16 protein-coding genes and 1 tRNA gene are annotated in these 18,180 nt (G+C 62.6%); 8 read left to right on the top strand and 9 right to left on the bottom strand.

The features are described from left to right. The first annotated feature begins 3 nt into the window (after positions 1-3). Both LB553_RS00290 and LB553_RS00295 read left to right on the top strand, forming a co-directional pair. Entirely contained in the window at positions 4-1,368 is a 1,365-nt protein-coding gene (locus tag LB553_RS00290) for a pyruvate dehydrogenase complex dihydrolipoamide acetyltransferase (protein WP_224509250.1), read from the top strand. A 136-nt stretch (positions 1,369-1,504) separates the two neighbouring features. Continuing rightward, positions 1,505-2,671 (top strand): DUF930 domain-containing protein, encoded by a 1,167-nt coding sequence (locus LB553_RS00295; RefSeq protein WP_224509253.1) that lies wholly within the window; start codon positions 1,505-1,507, stop codon positions 2,669-2,671. Between the two features lie 83 nt (positions 2,672-2,754). Here the strand turns inward: LB553_RS00295 and LB553_RS00300 are convergent, their stop codons facing one another. Together LB553_RS00300 and LB553_RS00305 are read right to left on the bottom strand one after the other, a co-directional pair. Further along, entirely contained in the window at positions 2,755-3,429 is a 675-nt protein-coding gene (locus LB553_RS00300) for an HAD family hydrolase (protein WP_224509256.1), read from the bottom strand. 90 nt (positions 3,430-3,519) lie between these two features. Beyond that, the gene (locus tag LB553_RS00305) at positions 3,520-4,161 is read right to left on the bottom strand and encodes a hypothetical protein (RefSeq protein ID WP_224509259.1); all 642 of its coding nucleotides are present in this window, start codon (positions 4,159-4,161) and stop codon (positions 3,520-3,522) included. A gap of 189 nt (positions 4,162-4,350) precedes the next feature. On the opposite strand from LB553_RS00305, the gene LB553_RS00310 reads away from it, so the two are divergent. From LB553_RS00310 to ptsP, 5 genes are read left to right on the top strand one after another with little or no spacing between them, the layout of a single operon-like run. Further along, the gene (locus LB553_RS00310) at positions 4,351-4,788 is read left to right on the top strand and encodes a transcriptional regulator GutM (protein ID WP_224509260.1); all 438 of its coding nucleotides are present in this window, start codon (positions 4,351-4,353) and stop codon (positions 4,786-4,788) included. A gap of 52 nt (positions 4,789-4,840) precedes the next feature. Continuing rightward, the gene (locus LB553_RS00315) at positions 4,841-5,608 is read left to right on the top strand and encodes a PTS glucitol/sorbitol transporter subunit IIC (RefSeq protein ID WP_224509262.1); all 768 of its coding nucleotides are present in this window, start codon (positions 4,841-4,843) and stop codon (positions 5,606-5,608) included. Between the two features lie 15 nt (positions 5,609-5,623). After that, positions 5,624-6,628 (top strand): PTS glucitol/sorbitol transporter subunit IIB, encoded by a 1,005-nt coding sequence (locus tag LB553_RS00320; protein WP_224509264.1) that lies wholly within the window; start codon positions 5,624-5,626, stop codon positions 6,626-6,628. A gap of 26 nt (positions 6,629-6,654) precedes the next feature. Further along, positions 6,655-7,035: a PTS glucitol/sorbitol transporter subunit IIA gene (locus LB553_RS00325; protein ID WP_224509266.1), complete on the top strand. Its 381-nt coding sequence runs from the start codon at positions 6,655-6,657 to the stop codon at positions 7,033-7,035. Positions 7,036-7,082: 47 nt separating this feature from the next. Next, on the top strand, positions 7,083-9,059 hold the full coding sequence (gene ptsP, locus LB553_RS00330; protein WP_224509268.1) for a phosphoenolpyruvate--protein phosphotransferase: 1,977 nt from the start codon (positions 7,083-7,085) through the stop codon (positions 9,057-9,059). A gap of 17 nt (positions 9,060-9,076) precedes the next feature. On the opposite strand, the gene LB553_RS00335 is transcribed toward ptsP, so the two are convergent. Next, a complete protein-coding gene (locus LB553_RS00335) occupies positions 9,077-9,862 on the bottom strand; it encodes a hypothetical protein (protein WP_224509270.1) in 786 nt (261 codons plus the stop codon). A 150-nt stretch (positions 9,863-10,012) separates the two neighbouring features. Between LB553_RS00335 and LB553_RS00340 the strand changes: the two genes are divergently transcribed. Further along, on the top strand, positions 10,013-11,026 hold the full coding sequence (locus tag LB553_RS00340; RefSeq protein ID WP_224509272.1) for a sugar-binding transcriptional regulator: 1,014 nt from the start codon (positions 10,013-10,015) through the stop codon (positions 11,024-11,026). A 178-nt stretch (positions 11,027-11,204) separates the two neighbouring features. Here the strand turns inward: LB553_RS00340 and LB553_RS00345 are convergent, their stop codons facing one another. From LB553_RS00345 to LB553_RS00370, 6 genes are all read right to left on the bottom strand, one after another. Then, positions 11,205-11,720, bottom strand: a complete 516-nt coding sequence (locus LB553_RS00345; protein WP_224509275.1) for a hypothetical protein — start codon at positions 11,718-11,720, stop codon at positions 11,205-11,207. A gap of 1,125 nt (positions 11,721-12,845) precedes the next feature. Next, positions 12,846-12,922, bottom strand: a tRNA-Pro gene (locus LB553_RS00350). A 145-nt stretch (positions 12,923-13,067) separates the two neighbouring features. Then, complete coding sequence (locus LB553_RS00355) at positions 13,068-13,979, bottom strand: putative phage abortive infection protein (RefSeq protein ID WP_224509278.1); 912 nt, start codon at positions 13,977-13,979, stop codon at positions 13,068-13,070. 98 nt (positions 13,980-14,077) lie between these two features. After that, complete coding sequence (locus LB553_RS00360; RefSeq protein ID WP_412033171.1) at positions 14,078-15,373, bottom strand: O-antigen ligase family protein; 1,296 nt, start codon at positions 15,371-15,373, stop codon at positions 14,078-14,080. 41 nt (positions 15,374-15,414) lie between these two features. Further along, positions 15,415-16,950 carry an undecaprenyl-phosphate glucose phosphotransferase gene (locus LB553_RS00365; RefSeq protein WP_224509281.1) on the bottom strand — a complete coding sequence of 512 codons (1,536 nt, stop codon included), beginning with the start codon at positions 16,948-16,950 and terminating at the stop codon, positions 15,415-15,417. A 99-nt stretch (positions 16,951-17,049) separates the two neighbouring features. Next, positions 17,050-18,180, bottom strand: coding sequence for a glycosyltransferase (locus tag LB553_RS00370; protein ID WP_224509284.1), 1,131 nt, complete (start codon positions 18,178-18,180; stop codon positions 17,050-17,052).

An 18,180-nucleotide genomic window follows, 5' to 3' on the forward strand; every position in this document is an offset into this window, starting at 1 on the left:
GCGATGCCGACCGAAGTCATTCTTCCCAAGGTCGACATGGACATGGCGACCGGGCAGATATCGCGCTGGTTCGCCGAGGAAGGCGCTCGCGTCAAGAAAGGCGACGTGCTCTTCGAGATCGAGACCGACAAAGCGGCGATGGAGATCGACGCGCCGGCCAGCGGCACGCTGCGCAACGTCACCGGCAAGGAGCGCGTCGACATTCCGGTCGGTGAACCGGTGGCATGGATCTATGCAGACGACGAAGTCTATGAATCAGGAACGACGCCGCAGAACAGGGCGCCACTCTCCCCGCCTGTGGGGGAGATGTCGGCCAAGCCGACAGATGGGGGCGCTGTCCCGCCAACGTCTCGTTCCTTCGCGCTCCCCTCTGCCCTGCCGGGCATCTCCCCCACGAGGGGCCAATCGCAGGGCGAGCGCGCAACGCCGCTGGCGCGCCGCTTGGCTCGCGAAGCCGGTCTTAGGATAGCCGAAATACAAGGCAGCGGTCCGCGCGGCCGCGTCGTGCGCGCCGACGTCGAAGCCGCAGTCGCCTCGAAAGGCGCGGCCACCCCTGGTCAGCCAGCCGCCGAGATTCCGGTCGAAATCCCGTCCGCTCCGGCGCCTGCACCCAAGCCGATGTCGGACGACCAGGTGCTGAAGCTGTTCGCCGAAGGCTCCTACGAGCTCGTGCCGCACGACAATATGCGCAAGACCATCGCGCGCCGCCTGGTCGAGGCGAAGTCCACCATCCCGCATTTCTATTTGACGCTGGACTGCGAGCTCGATGCGCTCTTGGCGTTGCGCACGCAGTTGAATGCCGCCGCACCGATGAGAAAGACCGACAAGGGCGAGGTTCCGGCCTACAAGCTCTCGGTCAACGACATGGTGATCAAGGCCATGGCCATGGCGCTGATGGCGGTGCCGGATGCGAACACCTCCTGGACGGAGAACGCCATGGTCAAGCACAAGCACGCCGATGTCGGCGTCGCCGTGTCGATCCCCGGCGGCCTGATCACGCCGATCATTCGGCATGCGGATGAAAAGACGCTGTCGGTCCTCTCCAACGAGATGAAAGACCTGGCAAGCCGCGCCAGGAGCCGCAAGCTGAAGCCGGAAGAATATCAGGGCGGCACGACGGCGGTGTCCAATCTCGGCATGTTCGGCATCAAGGACTTCGCCGCCGTCATCAACCCGCCGCATGCGACGATTTTGGCGGTCGGCGCCGGCGAGGAGCGGGCGGTGGTGAAAAAGGGCGAGATCAGAATAGCCACCGTGATGTCGGTGACCTTGTCGACCGATCACCGCGCCGTCGACGGCGCGCTCGGCGCGGAACTGCTCGGCGCCTTCAAGCGCTTGATCGAAAACCCGATGGGCATGCTGGTGTAAGCCAATCCCTGCAGGGCCTTGATCCGGCTTGCTCTTACACCACCGGCCCTCCGATCACCGACTTGTCAGGCCGGCAGCTAGCGCAAATCCCGGCTGGCGCTTGAAGCCGCCGTCATTTCGTTCCACATCGGGCGCAATGAACTGCAAGGTGCGGGAATGGTTTCGGAATTGGCGGTGGGCCCTGGCCGCATCGCTATTCCTGCATGCCTTGATCGCGGCGTTCTTGTTCTTCGGCTTGCCGAGGCCCGACCAACTGCCGGACCAGCAGGAACAGCCGGTCAACGTCGCGATCGTGCCGCCGCCCGATCAACCCAAGCCGAAGCCCGCTCCAAAGCCGCCGCAGCCGACGCCTGAAAAGAAGGTTGAAAAGCCGCCTGAGCAGGCTGTGCAAAAGCCTCCGCCGCCGCAGCCGCCGAAACCGCAGGACATCCCGGTTCTGAAGCGCGTTTTCCAATATGGCGAGAAGGATACCGGCCCGCAGAAATCCCTCGACGGCGGCAGCGCGCCAGCCAACGCGCCGTCGCCGGCCAAGGATGAACCCGCGAAGCCGCCTGTCGCATCGCAGCCCGCGCCCAGCCAGCCCGCTCCGCCTGTGACGCCAGCGCAGCAGGCGGACACCAATAAGGCTCAAGAGAAGCCGGCAACCGCCACGCCGGAGGAAAAACCCGCGCAAACCGAGGAGAAGCAGGCGACCGAGGACACCGATAAACAGCAGCCGGAAAAGCAGGAAGCTGCTCCGCAACCCGCCGAAAAGCAAGCTGCCGAAGCGCCAAGGCCATTGACGGCCGATGCCGGCGACAAGCCTGCGCCGGCCGAAAAGGCAAAGCCTAAGCCTTCCAAGACGATGAAGTTCAAATCCGCAAGAGCTTTGAGAGCGCCAAGCGGAGCCCCGGGAAGGTCAAGCCTCGCCGACAGCGAGGTCGCGGGATCGCCGATCTATTCCGGCCTGCCGGGCGTGAGAAAGCTCTACTCGCCGGGTGCAACCGGCAACGCGCTGGCCACAAGCTCAATGGAGAACGTGCCGCGCGATCAGCGCATTGCCAATCTTTGCGCCAACGTCCTGAACCAGGAATTGCAAAGTGCCGACTACTCGCCGAAATGGCTGCCGACCATTCCCCTGAAGCAGGGCAATGTTCTTAATCCTCCACAGGCCGCCTTCAGCACCACAACCCAATGGTACGATCTGAGCTTCCGCTGCGAGGTCGACGCCGATGCGACGAGGGTCCTGTCCTTCAACTTCCGCGTGGGGGGATTGGTCCCGCCCGGCGACTGGACCCGGCGTCGCTTCCCCAGTCTCCGCTAGAGCATGATCCCGAACCGAAGGCCAGCGAATGCAAAACGCGGGAACCGGTTTTCGGAGAAGATCATGCTCCAACAACAGTTAGCTCAGGCCGGGACGCCAAGCCCCGCCAGCTGCCGGCTGACTTCGTGCCAGTCGGCGCAGACGAAATCGGCACCGGCAGCCTTCAGCCGCGCGCCGTGCTCGGGATAGGTATGCCCGCCGCCGGTATAGCCGATCGCGATCATGCCGGCCACCACCGCCCCCTGGACGCCGAACGGCGAATCCTCGACCACAATGCACTCGGCCGGTTTCGCACCCATCTTCTCGGCGGCGTAGAGGAAGATGTCAGGCGCCGGCTTACCGTTCTTCACCATGGAAGAGGAAAAGATCGCCTCGTCGAAGAAGCGTGACAGTCCGGTCACCGACAGGCTGTGGTTGATGCGCTCGACCGAGGATGACGAGGCGACGCAGCGGTTTCCGGCAAGCGCGCTCAGAAATGGCACGATCCCCGGTGTCGGCTTCAACTCCTCGGAAAAGAGCAGCTTGGTCTCGGCCCAGATTTCACCATCGGCGGTGGGCGGGAACTGATGTCCCGTCAGTTCCTTGATTTTGACGATGATGTCGGACTGCTTCATGCCGATGCATTGCGCGATGATGCCGCCATGGACGCCGGGCATGCCGTGTTTTTCGTAGACGCGCTCATAGGCTTTGGCGGCGAGCGGCTCGCTGTCGACGAGAACGCCGTCACAATCGAAAATCATCAGTCTGGATCGCGCCACGCGCCTCTCCCGGCTTCGATAACAATGTTGCACATCGCTATCGGTAAAAAGTCAGATGTACAATAGTGAGGCGGTTAGGTCCCCAACGCATCAAAGCTGGCGCAGCGCCTCGCTGACCGGCGAGGATCCAAGCGCGCGCTGCATGGCCTGGCGCGACTGCGCGCGGTCCGGCGTGATCCAGTTGGGCTCGGCGCCGAGGAACCGGTCGAGGAAGGCCACGGCGTAGGCGGGCATTTCCGTTGCGTTCTCGCGGTAGGACCACCATGTGCGCAGGTCGTCGGCGCATTTGTCGATGCTGGGCGCCGTGCCGAACTCCTGTTCGTGCACGGCCAGGATCGCCGACACGCAATAGTTGGTATAGAGAAAACCCTCCGGCCAGAAGCGCACGATTTCCGCCGTGCCGGCATTGGCTTCGGTCTCGATCATTTCGGTGAGTCCTGAGACCTCCCGCGCCGGCGCCTGCCGGATCAGCTCACGCAGAACCAGCCCGGCGGCGAAGACGATGAAGTCGGCGCGGTCTATCGCCGCGAATCGCTTCTGCGCTTCCATGACTTCGATCCAGTCGAGAAAGGCGCGCGTCAGCTTGGCCTCGTCGATCTCGAAACGAACGCCGAAGGTTTCCGACACCACCTTTGCGCTGCTGCGGAAGGTGGCGCGGAACCAGCGCAGCTGCCGCAGCCGGTGACGAAGGTCCGGCATAAGCGCGAGTTCGTGCCTGAAAGGCAGATCCATGTCTCTAATCCCGTTTGACGACAGGCTAGCACAGGCGCTGCCGATGCCGAAATCGATCAGCCGCCTGTGGAGCGTTACGGTGGCTAATATAATACATGTTGACATTCTAGGAAACAAATGTTCTCACTTTCGGGTCATCTCGCCTCCGTCCAATATGTGCCGGAGGAAGAGAATCGGGAGGAAACCGAAATGGCGATCTGGCAGTGGGCGCTGCTTCTGCTGTTTGTTGTCTGGGCGCTGCAATCGCTCGGTGTCTGGCTGCAGATGCGGCATTATTCGGACGTCTTCAAAGGTGTCACCGGAGAGTTCAAGGACGGCTTCGTCGGCGCTGGTAATTTCCGCGGACGGCTGGCCAAGGGCACGATTGCGCTGATTGTCGTGACGCCGGACCTCATCGTGCGTCGCATGATGGTCATGAGCGGCCGCTCGGTGCTGACCAAGTTCAAGCGACATGAAGAATTCGAGGGCATCCCCCTCGATCGACTCCGGTCCAACCCTGCGATCATGGGGGAGGGGGAACCCGGTGTGGCCGAGGCCGTGAAACGGGCGATCGAGCAGATCGACCGCGCGCGGTCGGAGCCGGGGAAGAAGCCGGGCCTGTCCGGCTTGAACGTAGCAAGGGCTTAACGGACGCCGGCAGCCGGCTGGGAATGACCGGCAGGGGTCATAAGGAGGAGAAATGTCTGTAATTGCACTATTGGCGCAGCATGCCGACCTGGCGGTGCATAACCTGCATGTCGCAGGCACCATGGTCTCGGATGCTGCCTGGCACGGCAAGCTCGGCGTCGAGCACGCCACCGATCATCTCGTGGTCCTGGCGCAGGCGACGACCGACAATGCGCCGGTCACCGCCGATCAGCTCAAGGAACAGCTCAAGAACGTGCAGCAGGAAGAGCAGCTCGGCTGGCTGACTGCGATCGGCAAGTATTTCATCGGCATCTTCCAGAAGGGCGGCGAAGTGTTCGCCGGCTTCGTCACCGGCATCATCCCGACCCTGGTCGTGCTGATGACCGCATTCTATGCCGTCACCGAACTGGTCGGCGAAGAGCGCGTCCACGGCCTGGCGCGCGGCGCCGGCCGCATCGCCCTGACCCGCTATACGGTGCTGCCGGTCCTGTCGGTGTTCTTCCTCACCAACCCGATGGCCTACACCTTCGGCTCTTTCCTGGAAGAAAAGCACAAGCCTGCCTTCTACGATGCGGCAGTGTCCTACGTGCATCCGCCGCTCGGTCTGTTCCCGCACATCAATCCCGGCGAATATTTCGTCTGGGGCGGCATGCTGGTCGCGCTGCTCGACCTTGAGAAGCGGGGCGTCATCTCCAATGGCTATCACGTCAAGGTGGCGATCTGGTACGCCATCGTCGGCCTCGTCGTCATCCTGCTCAAGGGCATCCTGACCGAGCGCATCACGGCCATCATGGCACGCCGCCAGGGCGTCGAGCTCTAAGGGCGGGAGGACACCATGGCCAAGACATACAAGGCAGTAAAGATCTCGAAGGGCTCCACCGGTTGGGGCGGGCCTCTGGTCATCGAGCCGACCGAACAGCGCAACAAGGTCGTGTCGGTAACCGGCGGCGGCATTCATCCGGTGGCGCAGCTCATCGCCGACATGACCGGCGCCCAAGCCGTCGACGGCTTCAAGTCGCCGCCGATCGAAAGCGAGATGGCGGTCGTCGTCGTCGACTGCGGCGGCACCGCCCGCTGCGGCGTCTATCCGCGCAAGCGTATCCCGACCGTCAACCTGACGCCGGTCGGCCAGGCGGGTCCGCTCGCCCAGTTCATCACGGAAGACATCTACGTTTCGGGCGTGAAGCCGGCCAACGTCACAATGGCGGACGGATCCGAAGCGGTCACCACTGCGGGGGGGGCAGCATCGATGAGTTCAAGCAACAACACAACTGCCAGGGCGACCGAGCCGCTGCCGAGCGAAGGCGGGCTTATCGGCCTGATCAGCTCGATCGGCCGCGTCATGGGCCGTGTGGTCGGCATCTTCTTCAATTCCGGCCGCCGCACCATCGATCAGGTCGTCCGCAATGTGCTGCCCTTCATGGCCTTCGTGACCATGCTGATCGGCCTGATCCTCTATACCGGCATCGGCGACGTACTGGCGCAGCCGATGGGACCTTTAGCCAACAACATCGTCGGCCTGCTGGTTATCTCGGCCATCTGCGGCCTGCCGTTCCTGTCGCCCATCCTGGGGCCGGGCGCCGTCATCGCCCAGGTCATCGGCGTCGCCATCATCGGCCCGCAGATCGCCAACGGCACCATCTCGCCCGCAATGGCCCTGCCGGCGCTGTTTGCCTACAACACGCAGGTGGGCTGCGACTTCGTTCCCGTCGGTCTGGCGCTCGGTGAGGCCAAGCCGAAGACGATCGAAATCGGCGTCCCGGCGGTGCTCATCAGCCGCCAGATCATGGGCCCGGTCTCCGTGCTGATCGCATGGATCGTCTCCCTGATCGTGTTCTAAAAACGCGTAACAACGAGGTTCGCCATATGTCGGTTCTTCTCAAGACACGGGTCACAGCAATAGGACCCGAAGTGGCGGACCTCGCCGAGGGCGGCGTGGTCATCCTTTTCGCGGATGGCTCGCCTCCCGAACTGGCGGAAGTTTCCGTGCTGCATAAGACGGAAGAAGGCCCAAGCGACGATGCGCCGGCGACGGGCGCCTCGATCACGCTCGGACCGATTTCGGCGACGATAACGGCGGTCGGCTCCACGGCCTGGAGCAAGGTCCGCGAAATGGGTCATGTCGTGATCTCCTTCAACGGAGCATCCGAGGCCGAACGGCCGGGCGAGGTTTGCGCATCCGAGGTCGATAGCGGGGCGCTCGTGGCGGCGCTGACGCCAGGCGCTGTCATCACCATCGCCGCCTGATAATATCCGCGCTGTCTGTCGACGGCGCCCAAACCTAGAGTATTGCCATGGAACGCTCGACTATCGTCAGAGTGCACGAAGGTTTGCACGCCCGTCCCGCCACGCGGTTCGTGAAACTCGCCAAGGGTTTCGAATCCGATGTCGAGCTGGTCAAGGACGGCAAGGCGGTTAGCGCCAAGAGCTCGGTCAAGCTGATGCTCCTGGCTGTCAAGGAGAACCAGGAAGTCACCGTGCGCGCCAACGGCGCCGACGCGATCGAGGCGATCGAGGCGCTGATCGGCTATCTTGAGAACCCGCGCGCCGGCCTCGACGACGAGAACGACGGGGGTGATGAGGGCTCGGAAGCAGCCGCGCCTGCCCCGAAGGCAACGCCGGCTGCCGCGCCCACGGATGGGACACCCAAGCTCCAGGGCGTCGCCGCAAGCGAGGGCGTGGCGATCGGGCCGGCCTTTGCCCATTTCCCGCCGGAGATCGAGGGGCCGGGCAGGCGCCTGCAGGCCGATGAGATCGAAGACGAGCTCAAGCGCTTCCGCGGTGCTGTCGCCAGCGTCCAGTCCCGCATGGACCGCACGCTTGCCGAGAGCAATCTCTCCGCCGGCGACCGTGGCATCGTCGCGGCCCTGCGCGACATCGCCGCCGACGACAGCCTGACCGGCGAGGTCGAAAGGCTGATCAAAGGCGGTGACGATGCGGTCTCGGCGGTCATCGCGGCCGCGGCCACCATCGCCGCCGATTTCAGCGCGGTCGACGACCCTTATCTCAACGCCCGGGCCGACGACGTCCATGCCGTCGGCCGGCAGATCTGCCTGGCGCTGCTCGGCCAGGACGAAGTCAGCCTGGAAACCATACCGCAAGGTGCGATCCTCATTGCCGACGACATCGGCGCCTGGGATCTGGCGCGCGCGCCGCTGAAGCGCATCGGCGGCGTGGTCTGCGGCCATGGCGGCGCCACCTCGCACATCGCCATCATCGCCCGCTCGCACGGCATCCCGGCCGTGCTGGGTCTCGGCGACAAGATCAACGAACTGCGCACCGCTAGGGAGGTGGCGATCGACGGCAATGCCGGGCATGTGATCGTCGATCCGGACGAGACCGCGCGCGCAGACTTTACCCGGCGTCTCGAGGCAGCGGCGCAGGAGCGCGCCGGGCTAAAAGTGTTCAAGAACGTGACCCCGACCCGCGCCGACGGCACGGTGATCGAGGTCGCGGCCAACATCGGCTCGCTGGAGGAGATCGAGGCGGCGCAGGAAGCAGGCGCCATGGGCGTCGGCCTGTTCCGCACCGAGCTGCTCTTCATGCGCCACATGCATCTGCCGTCGGAAGAGATGCAGGCCGAGACCTACAGCGCGCTGGCCAGGGCCTTCGCGCCGCATCCGGTCATCGTGCGCACGCTCGACATCGGCGGCGACAAGCCGATCGCGGGCATCGAGTTCCCGGCCGAAGAAAACCCGTTCCTCGGCTGGCGCGGCATCCGCATGTGCCTGGACCGTCCCGACATCTTCAAGCGCCAGTTGCGGGCGCTGCTCAGGGCCGCCGTCCATGGCAACATCAAGGTGATGCTGCCGATGGTCTCGGAGATTGGCGAGGTCAGGCGCACGCGTGCGCTGGTCGACGAGTGCGCAGGTGAACTGAACGCCGAAGGCGTGCGGCATGCGAGCTTCGACCTCGGCGTGATGATCGAGACGCCCGCCGCCGTGCTGATCGCGCCCGCATTGGCGAAGGAGGTGGGGTTCTTTTCGATCGGCACCAACGACCTGACCCAGTACATCATGGCCGCCGACCGTCTCAATCCGACCGTTGCCAAGCTTAATGACGTCACCAATCCGGCGGTGATGTCGGCGATCGAGCTGACGGCCAAGGCCGGTGTCGCCGCCGGCATCATGGTGGGCATGTGCGGCGAGGCTGCCGGCCGTCCGGACCTGATCCCGACCTTCATCGGGATGGGCCTGACCGAGCTCAGCATGAGCCCGGCCTCGATCCAGCGCGCCAAGAAGACGATTGCGGCCATGGCGGCCGAGCGATAGCGGATCCCTCGCGGCGGTTACGTCAGATGCGCGAGCAGGGTGGCGAGTACCGGTGTCAGTTCCTGGACGGCATTGGCCTGGACGCAGGCCTGCCGGATGCGATCCTCCCGCACTTGGGCCGCCAGCACTGCGATCTCGAGAATGTCGGGTTCGGGCGTGGCGCCGTCCGCCTTGGTTGCCAGTCCGCAGGCAAGCACCACGGGCGCGAGGCACCTGATGTCGAGAGACCGGTCGCCGGCTATCGCCGGGCCTGTCCCGGTCTCGCCGGACTGAACCGGACGGTGGTTGAGGCATTCGACGAGGAGAGCCGCGCAGGCCGCGGCGACCTGGTCCGTGGAGGCCGTTTCCGCGGTCGCGCCGGCCAGAAGATCCGCGTGGCGCTTGCGCATCGCGACATGCACTGCCGAAAAACTCGCCTCGTGAACGCGGGGATTGTCGATGCCGTAGCCGGCGAGAACCGCGCGGGTCAGATAATACATATCACGCCTGAACTGACGCTCGCCGCTGATCTGCCGGTCTTCGTCGCCGTGCGGGAAATAGGCCCGCAGGCTTTTCACGGTCGTGCCGTCGACCTTGAGCGGCCGGAAATGCGGAACGAAGGATTCTGCGATCGTCAGCGCCTCGTCGACGGCGCTCGCGGCATGGCCGAGCAGGCTGCGGCCCGGAAAGGGTGGCAAATTCGCGGTGATGTCGCGCGGGGTTTCGCCGGCGCTGTCGTGGCGGCTTTGGCGGATCGCGTCGCGCAGTTCCCGAAGCCGGTCCTTCAGGTTGGCGCGGACATCCTCGGAGATTTGTCGCAGCATCGCCAATCGCCTCGAAATCCTGAAGCCGCTCACGGCTTGGGCGCCAGTCGCCCTCTCTAGATTGTTCGTCTCGATTGGTAGATCAATAGACGGTATTTAACCAGCATGCAGAATCGGCGAGGCGGTGCCATCGCCGGGTTGGAGGGGAACTTGGGCAGGCGACGGCAGGGTGAACCAGAAAACGGCAGGGCGGCGGCCGAGGCATCCGAGCAGGTCGTCAGCGAAAGCCGGACCGACCGCCTCAGGATCCGCGCCGCCTGGATGTATTTCGTCGAACAGATGACGCAAAACGAGATCGCCGATGTGCTCGGCGTTGGCCGCGTCACCATCGTGCGCATGCTGGCCGAGGCAAGGGCGCGCAACGAGGTGAAGATCACCATCGAGAGCGAGCTTTTGGAGATCGTGCGGCTGGAGCGCGCGCTCGAACGGACCTTCGGACTACAGCAGGCGCTGGTGGCGCCGCTCACCGATCCCAATGCCGACCCGATCCCGGCGATCGCCGCCAAGACCGGCATGTTCCTGTCCGACGCGATGAAATCCGGCATGCGGGTCGGCGTCGGTTGGGGCGTGACGTTGTTCAACACCTTGCCCTTCATCAGCGCCAAATCGCTCACCGATTTCAGTGTGATCTCGCTGCTTGGCGGCGTCGGCGTCGCGCGGCGGGTCAATCCGGCGGAATTCGCCTGGCGCTTTGCCCAGATCTTCCAGGGCGACGGCTATCTGATGCCGACGCCGGCCGTCGTCGACAGCGTCGAGACCAAGATCGCGCTGGTCGAACGCTGCGGCCTGCAGGAGATATTCGAGATGGCCGACGCGCTGGATGCCGTGCTGCTCAGCGTCGGCGGCATCGCTTCAGCCACCACCTTCTCGCGCGGCGGCTTCCTCAAGGAAGCGGACCGCGAGGCGCTGCTTGCGCGCGGCGCCGTCGGCGACCTTCTGTTCCATTTCTACGACCGCAATGGCGACTTGGTCGACCACCCCGTCAACAGCCATGTGATGTCGGTCGATGTCGATCGCCTGCGCAAGGCGCCGATCCGCATCCTCACCTCCGGCGGCGCGGAGAAGACCGAGGCGCTGCTCGGCGCCATGAACCTGATCGCGCCGACCATATTGATCACCGATGAGGAAAGCGCGCGGCGGATGTTGGCGGCGCACGGAGCTTAAGCGGCGGAATAAGCTCGCCTGGCATGTTCGTGCCGCCTTCGCGGGGGATTTCAAGGATGCCCTTCCCGAGAGATGGGCGACAGTTCATTCCGGATAGATGGGGGTACACTTTTGGCCCTTTGCAAGGAGAGCAATGTGCCTTGGAAGGAGTGTAACGTCATGGACGAGCGGTTGAGGGTCAGACCGGCTTTTCGGGCGCCCCAAACTCGACAACCGGCTTTGCACCCGGCCGGATGCGATCGGCTTCTGAAGCCCAGATGCGCCAGTGGCTTACTGGGACATCATTTTCGGTACGGTCTCCGCAGCCGCCAGCGAGGAGGTTGCCGAAAACGTAGTCGAACGAATTAGGATTCTGTGGTCGATCGAACCGCAACAGCGCCCTATCCGATGCCAAATACAAGGTGCGCTCCGTGCGTTCGGCGTAGCCGTTCGATGGGAAGCTTTCGGCGCCGTAGACAGGTTCAATCAGCCAGTCTGCGCCATATGAGGCACACGGAATTTTACCATCCGTGATGAGGTATGATGGCCGGTCTACGGCTGGAGACTGCAGTATTCCTACAAGAAATTGCCCGCCTTCCCGGATTTCCAACGTGATGCAGGTTGCATTTCCCCCACGAAGAGGCATCCGATAAAGCTCGCCAGGTTGCGTATCAGATACCGACTTGTGACCCAATCCAGACAGAAGAACCGCCATATCCACCCCCATTTTTCTCGCCGCGGCAAACTGCCCGTGAGAGGGAAGGAATGTCAATCCTTGAGCGTTGTCGCAGATCTGTCGCTTACATTCCCGTTGCGATCGACGTGCCTTTCGTCGTCGCAATACTCAAAGGGTTCAAAAGTACCCTGCCAAAAATTTGTGATTTAAAAATTGGGTGGTTGCGAAAAACGCAACATGTCACCAAAATGGTTACACCCACTTAAGACGGGAACGAGGAGGCAGCGGTAACTGCCTCCTCGCCGCGGGTGTCGCTCCGTACTGGAAGGCGGGGTTTGCGACTGTAGTCATTTGCCAGATGACGTCGCAAACCCCATCCAGCACTCTCCAATGTACTGAAAACTGAGAGACTCCGCCCGCATAGGCGGGAGTTTCCCACAAGGTTTTTGTTTCTATGTGCGCGTTCCAAAGACGGCTGGCCGGAATTCCTATCCTGCCACCCTCGCCATGGAAAAAGGCAGGATAGCGACAAAAAAGCTACCGCCGACTATCGCTCATAAGCTGACGACCACTATGACGCCACATAACGCATAAGAGCGCACCCCGCTTATGATCACCGGCACCGCTAATGAGCCTGGCAGTGCGCGTTGCGCGGAATGCCCACTTTGGTATCAGGGGCGTTGCGGGCTGGTCTGCCGCTGATTTCAAAAGCCCCGCTTCGGCAGGTTTTCACTATCCGGTCGCGCGCACAATTTTTCGGCGGCGTGCCCTTATGATGATTTCGGAGCGGCGCTCAAAAGCTCCGCCCTCATCGGAAAGGACGCCGAAAATGATGACTTCGACACTGCCGCCACACGGTGCGCTTGCGAGTTTTGCGAACCAGATTGCGGAGCGTCACCAACATGTCAGTTTTATCAATGAGCGGTGGCGCGCTTACGAGCCGGTTGTGGCGGGCGATGCAAAATGCCCCGCGTGCCGCATTCTAAGGAACAAGGCGTCGAATCTAGAAGCCGTTCAGGATGACGACCCCGCCAACTCACGCAGGTATGTTTGCGAAGTTTGCGGCCAGGAGTTTCGAGTCGGTGTCTAAGTCGCGGATTGGCTATAATCTGGCTGCAATTTTATAGCCACCTCTGGGGGAAATGACTAAGCCTTTGATTTTGTTGGTCGGAGTGGCCGGATTCGAACCGACGACCCCTTGACCCCCAGTCAAGTGCGCTACCGGGCTGCGCTACACTCCGGACCGGGTGGCGATGTATCGTGATAACCCCGTGCGGGTCAACCGAATTCGGTGTCTATCGCGCAGGTGAAATCGCAAGGGGGATGCCGGCCTTACCAACCGCAATTCGCGTTGGTGCCGGTACTCCGGTGCGATCGCTCCCCTTTTCAAGCCACATTGTCATCCGGATCGCCATAAGCCGACGCGTTGAGAAGCGAGTAGTGATCGGTATCGAAAAGCAGTCGCCTTGGAAGGTTGTCGAACAGCGCATACTTCTCAATGTACGGCCGGAATTTCTTGCCGATATCCGCCACGGAATTGTAAAAGAGTATCACCAATTCATAGTCCGAAAGCTGAGCCCGGAGCAGCTTCATATAACGCAAGTCGTTTGGCTGAGCGTTGTCGATGAACTTTACGACATTGAACAGATAGCGAAAATAGTGACCTAGGTCCTGCTGTCTATCTTCCCAGAATCGACCGTAGGCGCGCTGGATACGTTCCTGAGGTGTGCCGTTTTCATTGTCAAACGCCACATATTTGCCTCTGAGGGTTGTAGCGAAGAACTTAAAGCAGTCGCGACCTTTAAGGTCTTTATCCTCCCGGCGCTGGATGTCCATCGAATTGACGATGGTATTGTGCAAGGTAAGCATCTGGAAAAAAGTCGATTCGAAGCTCTCGCGCTTCTGCGATGAAAGCTGTTTCTCAAAAGCCTGCTCTGCCTTTGCAGCCTCTGACCTCGCTTCCCGGTTGGCATTCTGCTGGAGGATGATGGTCACCAGCAGGCCGACAAAAGTGAAGAACGTCAGGATAGGGTTGATAACCCCTCCGACGAAATCGCCGAATCCCGCTAGGTCCTTGATCTCATCAAACTTGGCATAACCAGTTATGAAGATCCCCGCGACGATGATTACTGCCACGAGGAGGATTTTGTAGAAACCGTGGGCGGAGTCACCGAGCTTCGGAGCAATGATCCCCTCAAACCAGGCGAAGCCAGGCCATCGAGCATCGCCCCGAGTATTTGCCCAAGTGAGCGTGACGAAGGCAACTATTGCCAACCAGAATATAACCCAGCCGCTCATTTCGATTTCCCCCGGGAAAAAGAAATATCAGCCGATATTGCCGGCTGCAATATCATTGAGGGTGCGGTGTCGATCCGGAAACGCGAGCCATTCGGCGGCTATCTTGCCGCTGAAATTGCCAGCACGGCGATCGGCCTTACCAACCGCAATTCGCGTTGGTGCCGGTACTCCAGCGCGATCGCCCCCCACACCAGGCCGAGCAGCAGGTAGAGATGGCGCCAGTGGTCGATATCGATGAAGGTGCCGAGCCCGATATTGCCGAGATAGGCGACATAGGCGCAAAGCAGATAGGGCTGCCACGGCCGGTCGCGCAGAAGGATGCGGAAGCCGGCCCCGATCGTCCATAGCGTCAGCATCAGGAACGAGACGAAGCCGAGCCAGCCATAATCCATCAGCGCCTTCAGCCAGATGTCGTGCGTGTCCTCGCCATAGATCGTGCCGAAGACCAGCGGGCCGATGCCGAACGGATGCTCCATCGCCAGTTGAAAGCCAATCGAATAGCGGGCGAAGCGGCCGAGCCGGGCCGAGTCATAGCTCTGCTCGAGTTGCGCGCGCTGCGCGAACATGTCCGACACGCCGGGCAACTGCAGGATGACGATGAAGGCGATGACCAGTAGCGCCATGGCCGCGATCGTCATCACCACCACGCGCAGCCGGAATTTGCCGCTGGCGCTCTGCAGGAAGAGGCACGCGGTGAGCAGCACCGCCGACACGGCGAACATACCCCAGGCGCCGCGCGAGAAGGAGAAGAAGATGCCGGCGCTGATGATGAGCAGCGGCACGGCCAGAAGCGGCATCCGCGACACCGGGCCGGTGAGCAGCAGGTAGAGCAGGTAGGTGCCGGGCAGCACCAGGAATGGGCCGAACACGTTCGGGTCCTGGAAGGCGCCGGCGGCGCGGTCGTATTTGGTGAACATTTCCGCGCCCGGAAAGGCATGGAAGTAGCCGGCGATGCCGAGCAGCGACGTCGCCACCGCCGATACGACATAGGCGATGAAGACCAGCCGATAGAGGCTCGGCTGGACCGAGGTCACCGAAGCGAAGAACACCGCGCTGAAGGCCAAAAACAGCGAGACGGCGAGATAGAGCGGCGTGTTGGCGAGGTCCGCCATCTGCGTCATGGCGATGATGCCGCCGATGTTCATCGCCACCAGAAGCACCAGCAAGGGCACGATCGCGCGCGAGATCCGAAGCCCGAACAGCGCCCAGACCGCGATCAGCCCGGCCATGTAGATCTCGTAAGGCGCAGGCTCGCTGATGACGAAGCCGGAGAGCAGGATGCCGATGCCGATCGCCGCCGAGGCGATCAGCGAAATCAACTTCGCGTTGACCGCCTGCGGCTGCAATTTGTTGACAGCCTGCGGCTGCAACTGGTTGACCGCCTGCGGCTGCAACTGGTTGACCGCCCGCGGCTGCAACTCATGGGCGACGGCGCTCAATAGGCGTTTTCCGTGTTGAGCAGGCGGATCGGCGTCAGGAACAGGATGCGCAGATCGAACAGCATCGACCAGTTCTCGATGTAATAGAGGTCGTATTCGGTGCGCATGCGGATCTTTTCGTTGGTGTCCATCTCGCCGCGCCAGCCGTTGATCTGGGCCCAGCCGGTGACGCCGGGCTTGACCTTGTGGCGCGCGAAATAACCGTCGACCACTTCGTTGTAGAGCAGGTTATGCGACTGCGCGGCGATGGCATGCGGGCGCGGCCCGACCAGCGACAGCGAACCGAACAGCGAGTTGAAGAACTGCGGCAGCTCGTCGATCGAGGTCTTGCGGATGAAGCGGCCGACGCGGGTGACGCGCGGATCGTTCTTGGTCACCGTCTGCTTGGCGGTCGGATCGGACCGGTCGGTAAACATCGAGCGGAACTTGTAGACCTCGATGATCTCGTTGTTGAAGCCGTGCCGCTTCTGCTTGAACAGCACGGGACCCTTGCTGTCGAGCTTGATGGCGATCGCGGTGGCGAGCATCACCGGCGAAAACAGGATGATGCCGACGAGCGAGAAGACGATGTCGAAGGCGCGCTTGGCGACCGAATCCCAGTCGTTGATCGGCTTGTCGAAGATGTCGAGCATCGGCACCGAGCCGATATAGGAATAGGCGCGGGGCCTGAACTGCAGCGCGTTCGAGTGCGCCGAGAGCCGGATGTCGACCGGCAGCACCCAGAGCTTCTTCAGAAGCTGCAGGACGCGCGATTCGGCGGTCAGCGGCAGCGACACGATCAGCATGTCGATGCGCGCGATGCGGGCGAATTCGATGAGCTCGGAGATCGTGCCCAGCTTCGGATAGCCGGCGACGATCGGCGGCGAGCGCTTGTCGTTGCGGTCGTCGAAGATGCCGCAGATGCGGATGTCGTTGTAAGGCTGCTTTTCGACCGAGCGGATCAGCTGCTCGGCCGCCTTGCCGCCGCCAACGATAAGAGCGCGGCGCTCCATGCGGCCGTCGCGCGCCCAGCGCCGGATGAGGCTGGACATCACGAGCCTCAGGCCGAAGATCAGCACGAAGCCGACCACGAACCAGGTGCCGAACAGCAGGCGCGAATAGTCTTCCGACGCCTTGATGGCGAACGCGGTGAGCGCCATCAGCGCGAAGCTGCCGGCCCATACAAGCAGTACCCGGCCGAAATTGGCGAGGGGGCGCATCAGCGCCGCGATCTGGTAGCTGTCGGTGACGTCGAGCAGCACCACGGCCAGGAACGACGTCGCCGCGATAGCCAGTGGATATTGCCAGGCCAGGTAGCTGAAGAAGCCGACATAATAGAAATAGGCGCCGAGCCCCGACAGGAAGAGCACCGCGAACTCGACCATGCGCAGCACGCCGCTGACCATGATCGGCGACATGGTATCGCGCCGGTACTGCGAGGCGACCTGGCGCGCCACATCGTTGATGCCGCCAGGCTTTTCGCCATCGGCGGGAGCATCGTAGTTGCGCACCGCATCCATGGAAAAGCGGTGCGCGGGGTCGATCTCATTCATGGGAACTGTCCGCGAGCTTCGCGGAACTGCATAGCAAAAGAGAGCTAAGAAAGCCTTGACACAACCGGTGGTTTTGGAGTGGTCGGACCAGCCGCGTACCTACTTTTTCAGCGCGGCGAAATAGGCCTTCTCGATCTCGGCCGCCATCACATCGGCTCCGAACCGGCTTTTGAGTTCGTCTGTCTGCGGCATGGCCTTCCGGTACGCGTCGCGGTCGCCGAACACTGTTTCCATTTTGCCCGCAAGCTGCGAGGCATCCGGCCGGATAAGGGCAGGGGAGTCTTCGCCGAAGATTTCCGGAATGCCGCCGACCGCAGTCGCGATCATCGGCATGCCGGCGGCCAAAGCTTCGAGCACGATATAGGGCATCGCCTCCGCGCGGGATGGCACGACAACCAGCCCGGCCAGAGCAAAAGCTTGTCTCGCCGGCATGGGCGGCAGGAATCGGACGTGGCTCTTCAGGCCGAGCCGCTCCACTTGCGCATGGTAGCGCGGCAGGTCGTCGCCGTCGCCGACCATCACGGCGCTCAACGAACGGCCCAACGCGCTGCCGGCCAAAGCCAGAGCATCGATGAAGATATCCGGACCTTTCAGATCGCGCATCATGCCGATATATAGAAAATCGGCGGCGTTCGCCGCCGTCGCCACCGGTTCGAATTCGGCGGCGCGCAGGCCGTTATAAACAAGCGCGTTGGGTATGGGCGGTTCGCCGACCTTGCGGCGATAGGTGTTGCGCTCATAGTCGGAAACGAACAGCAGGCAGTCGGTGAAGCGCGCCATGAAGCGCTCCAGACCGAAGAACACCTTCCCCGTCGCCGTCGTTTCGTCATAGTGGAGAGAGCCGCCATGCGGCGAATAGAGGCGGGCAACGCTAAACCTTGATACCCGCAACAGTGAGCCGAACAGCCGGGCATAGGCGCCACCCTTGGCGCCGTGCCCGTGCAGCACGTCCGGCCGCAATTCCTTGATGATTCGATAGGTGCGCCAGGCCGAGGCGAGGTCGCCCGGCCCGACATGGCGCTGCATCGGCGTGCGATGGATGCCGAGCGCGAGGCTGTCCTTCATCGCCTCGAACAGCCGCTCCTCATAGTCGCCGCCGGTGGTCGAGTCGCAGACGATTCCCACCGCATGGCCGGCGGCGACCTGCGCCTCGGTCAGGTCGCGCACATGCCGGAAGATTCCGCCGACAGGTGAGCGAAAGCAGTGGACGATCCTGAGATTCACCGCCAC

The organism is Mesorhizobium sp. CA8 (assembly GCF_020164955.1).
Taxonomy (GTDB): Bacteria; Pseudomonadota; Alphaproteobacteria; order Rhizobiales; family Rhizobiaceae; genus Mesorhizobium.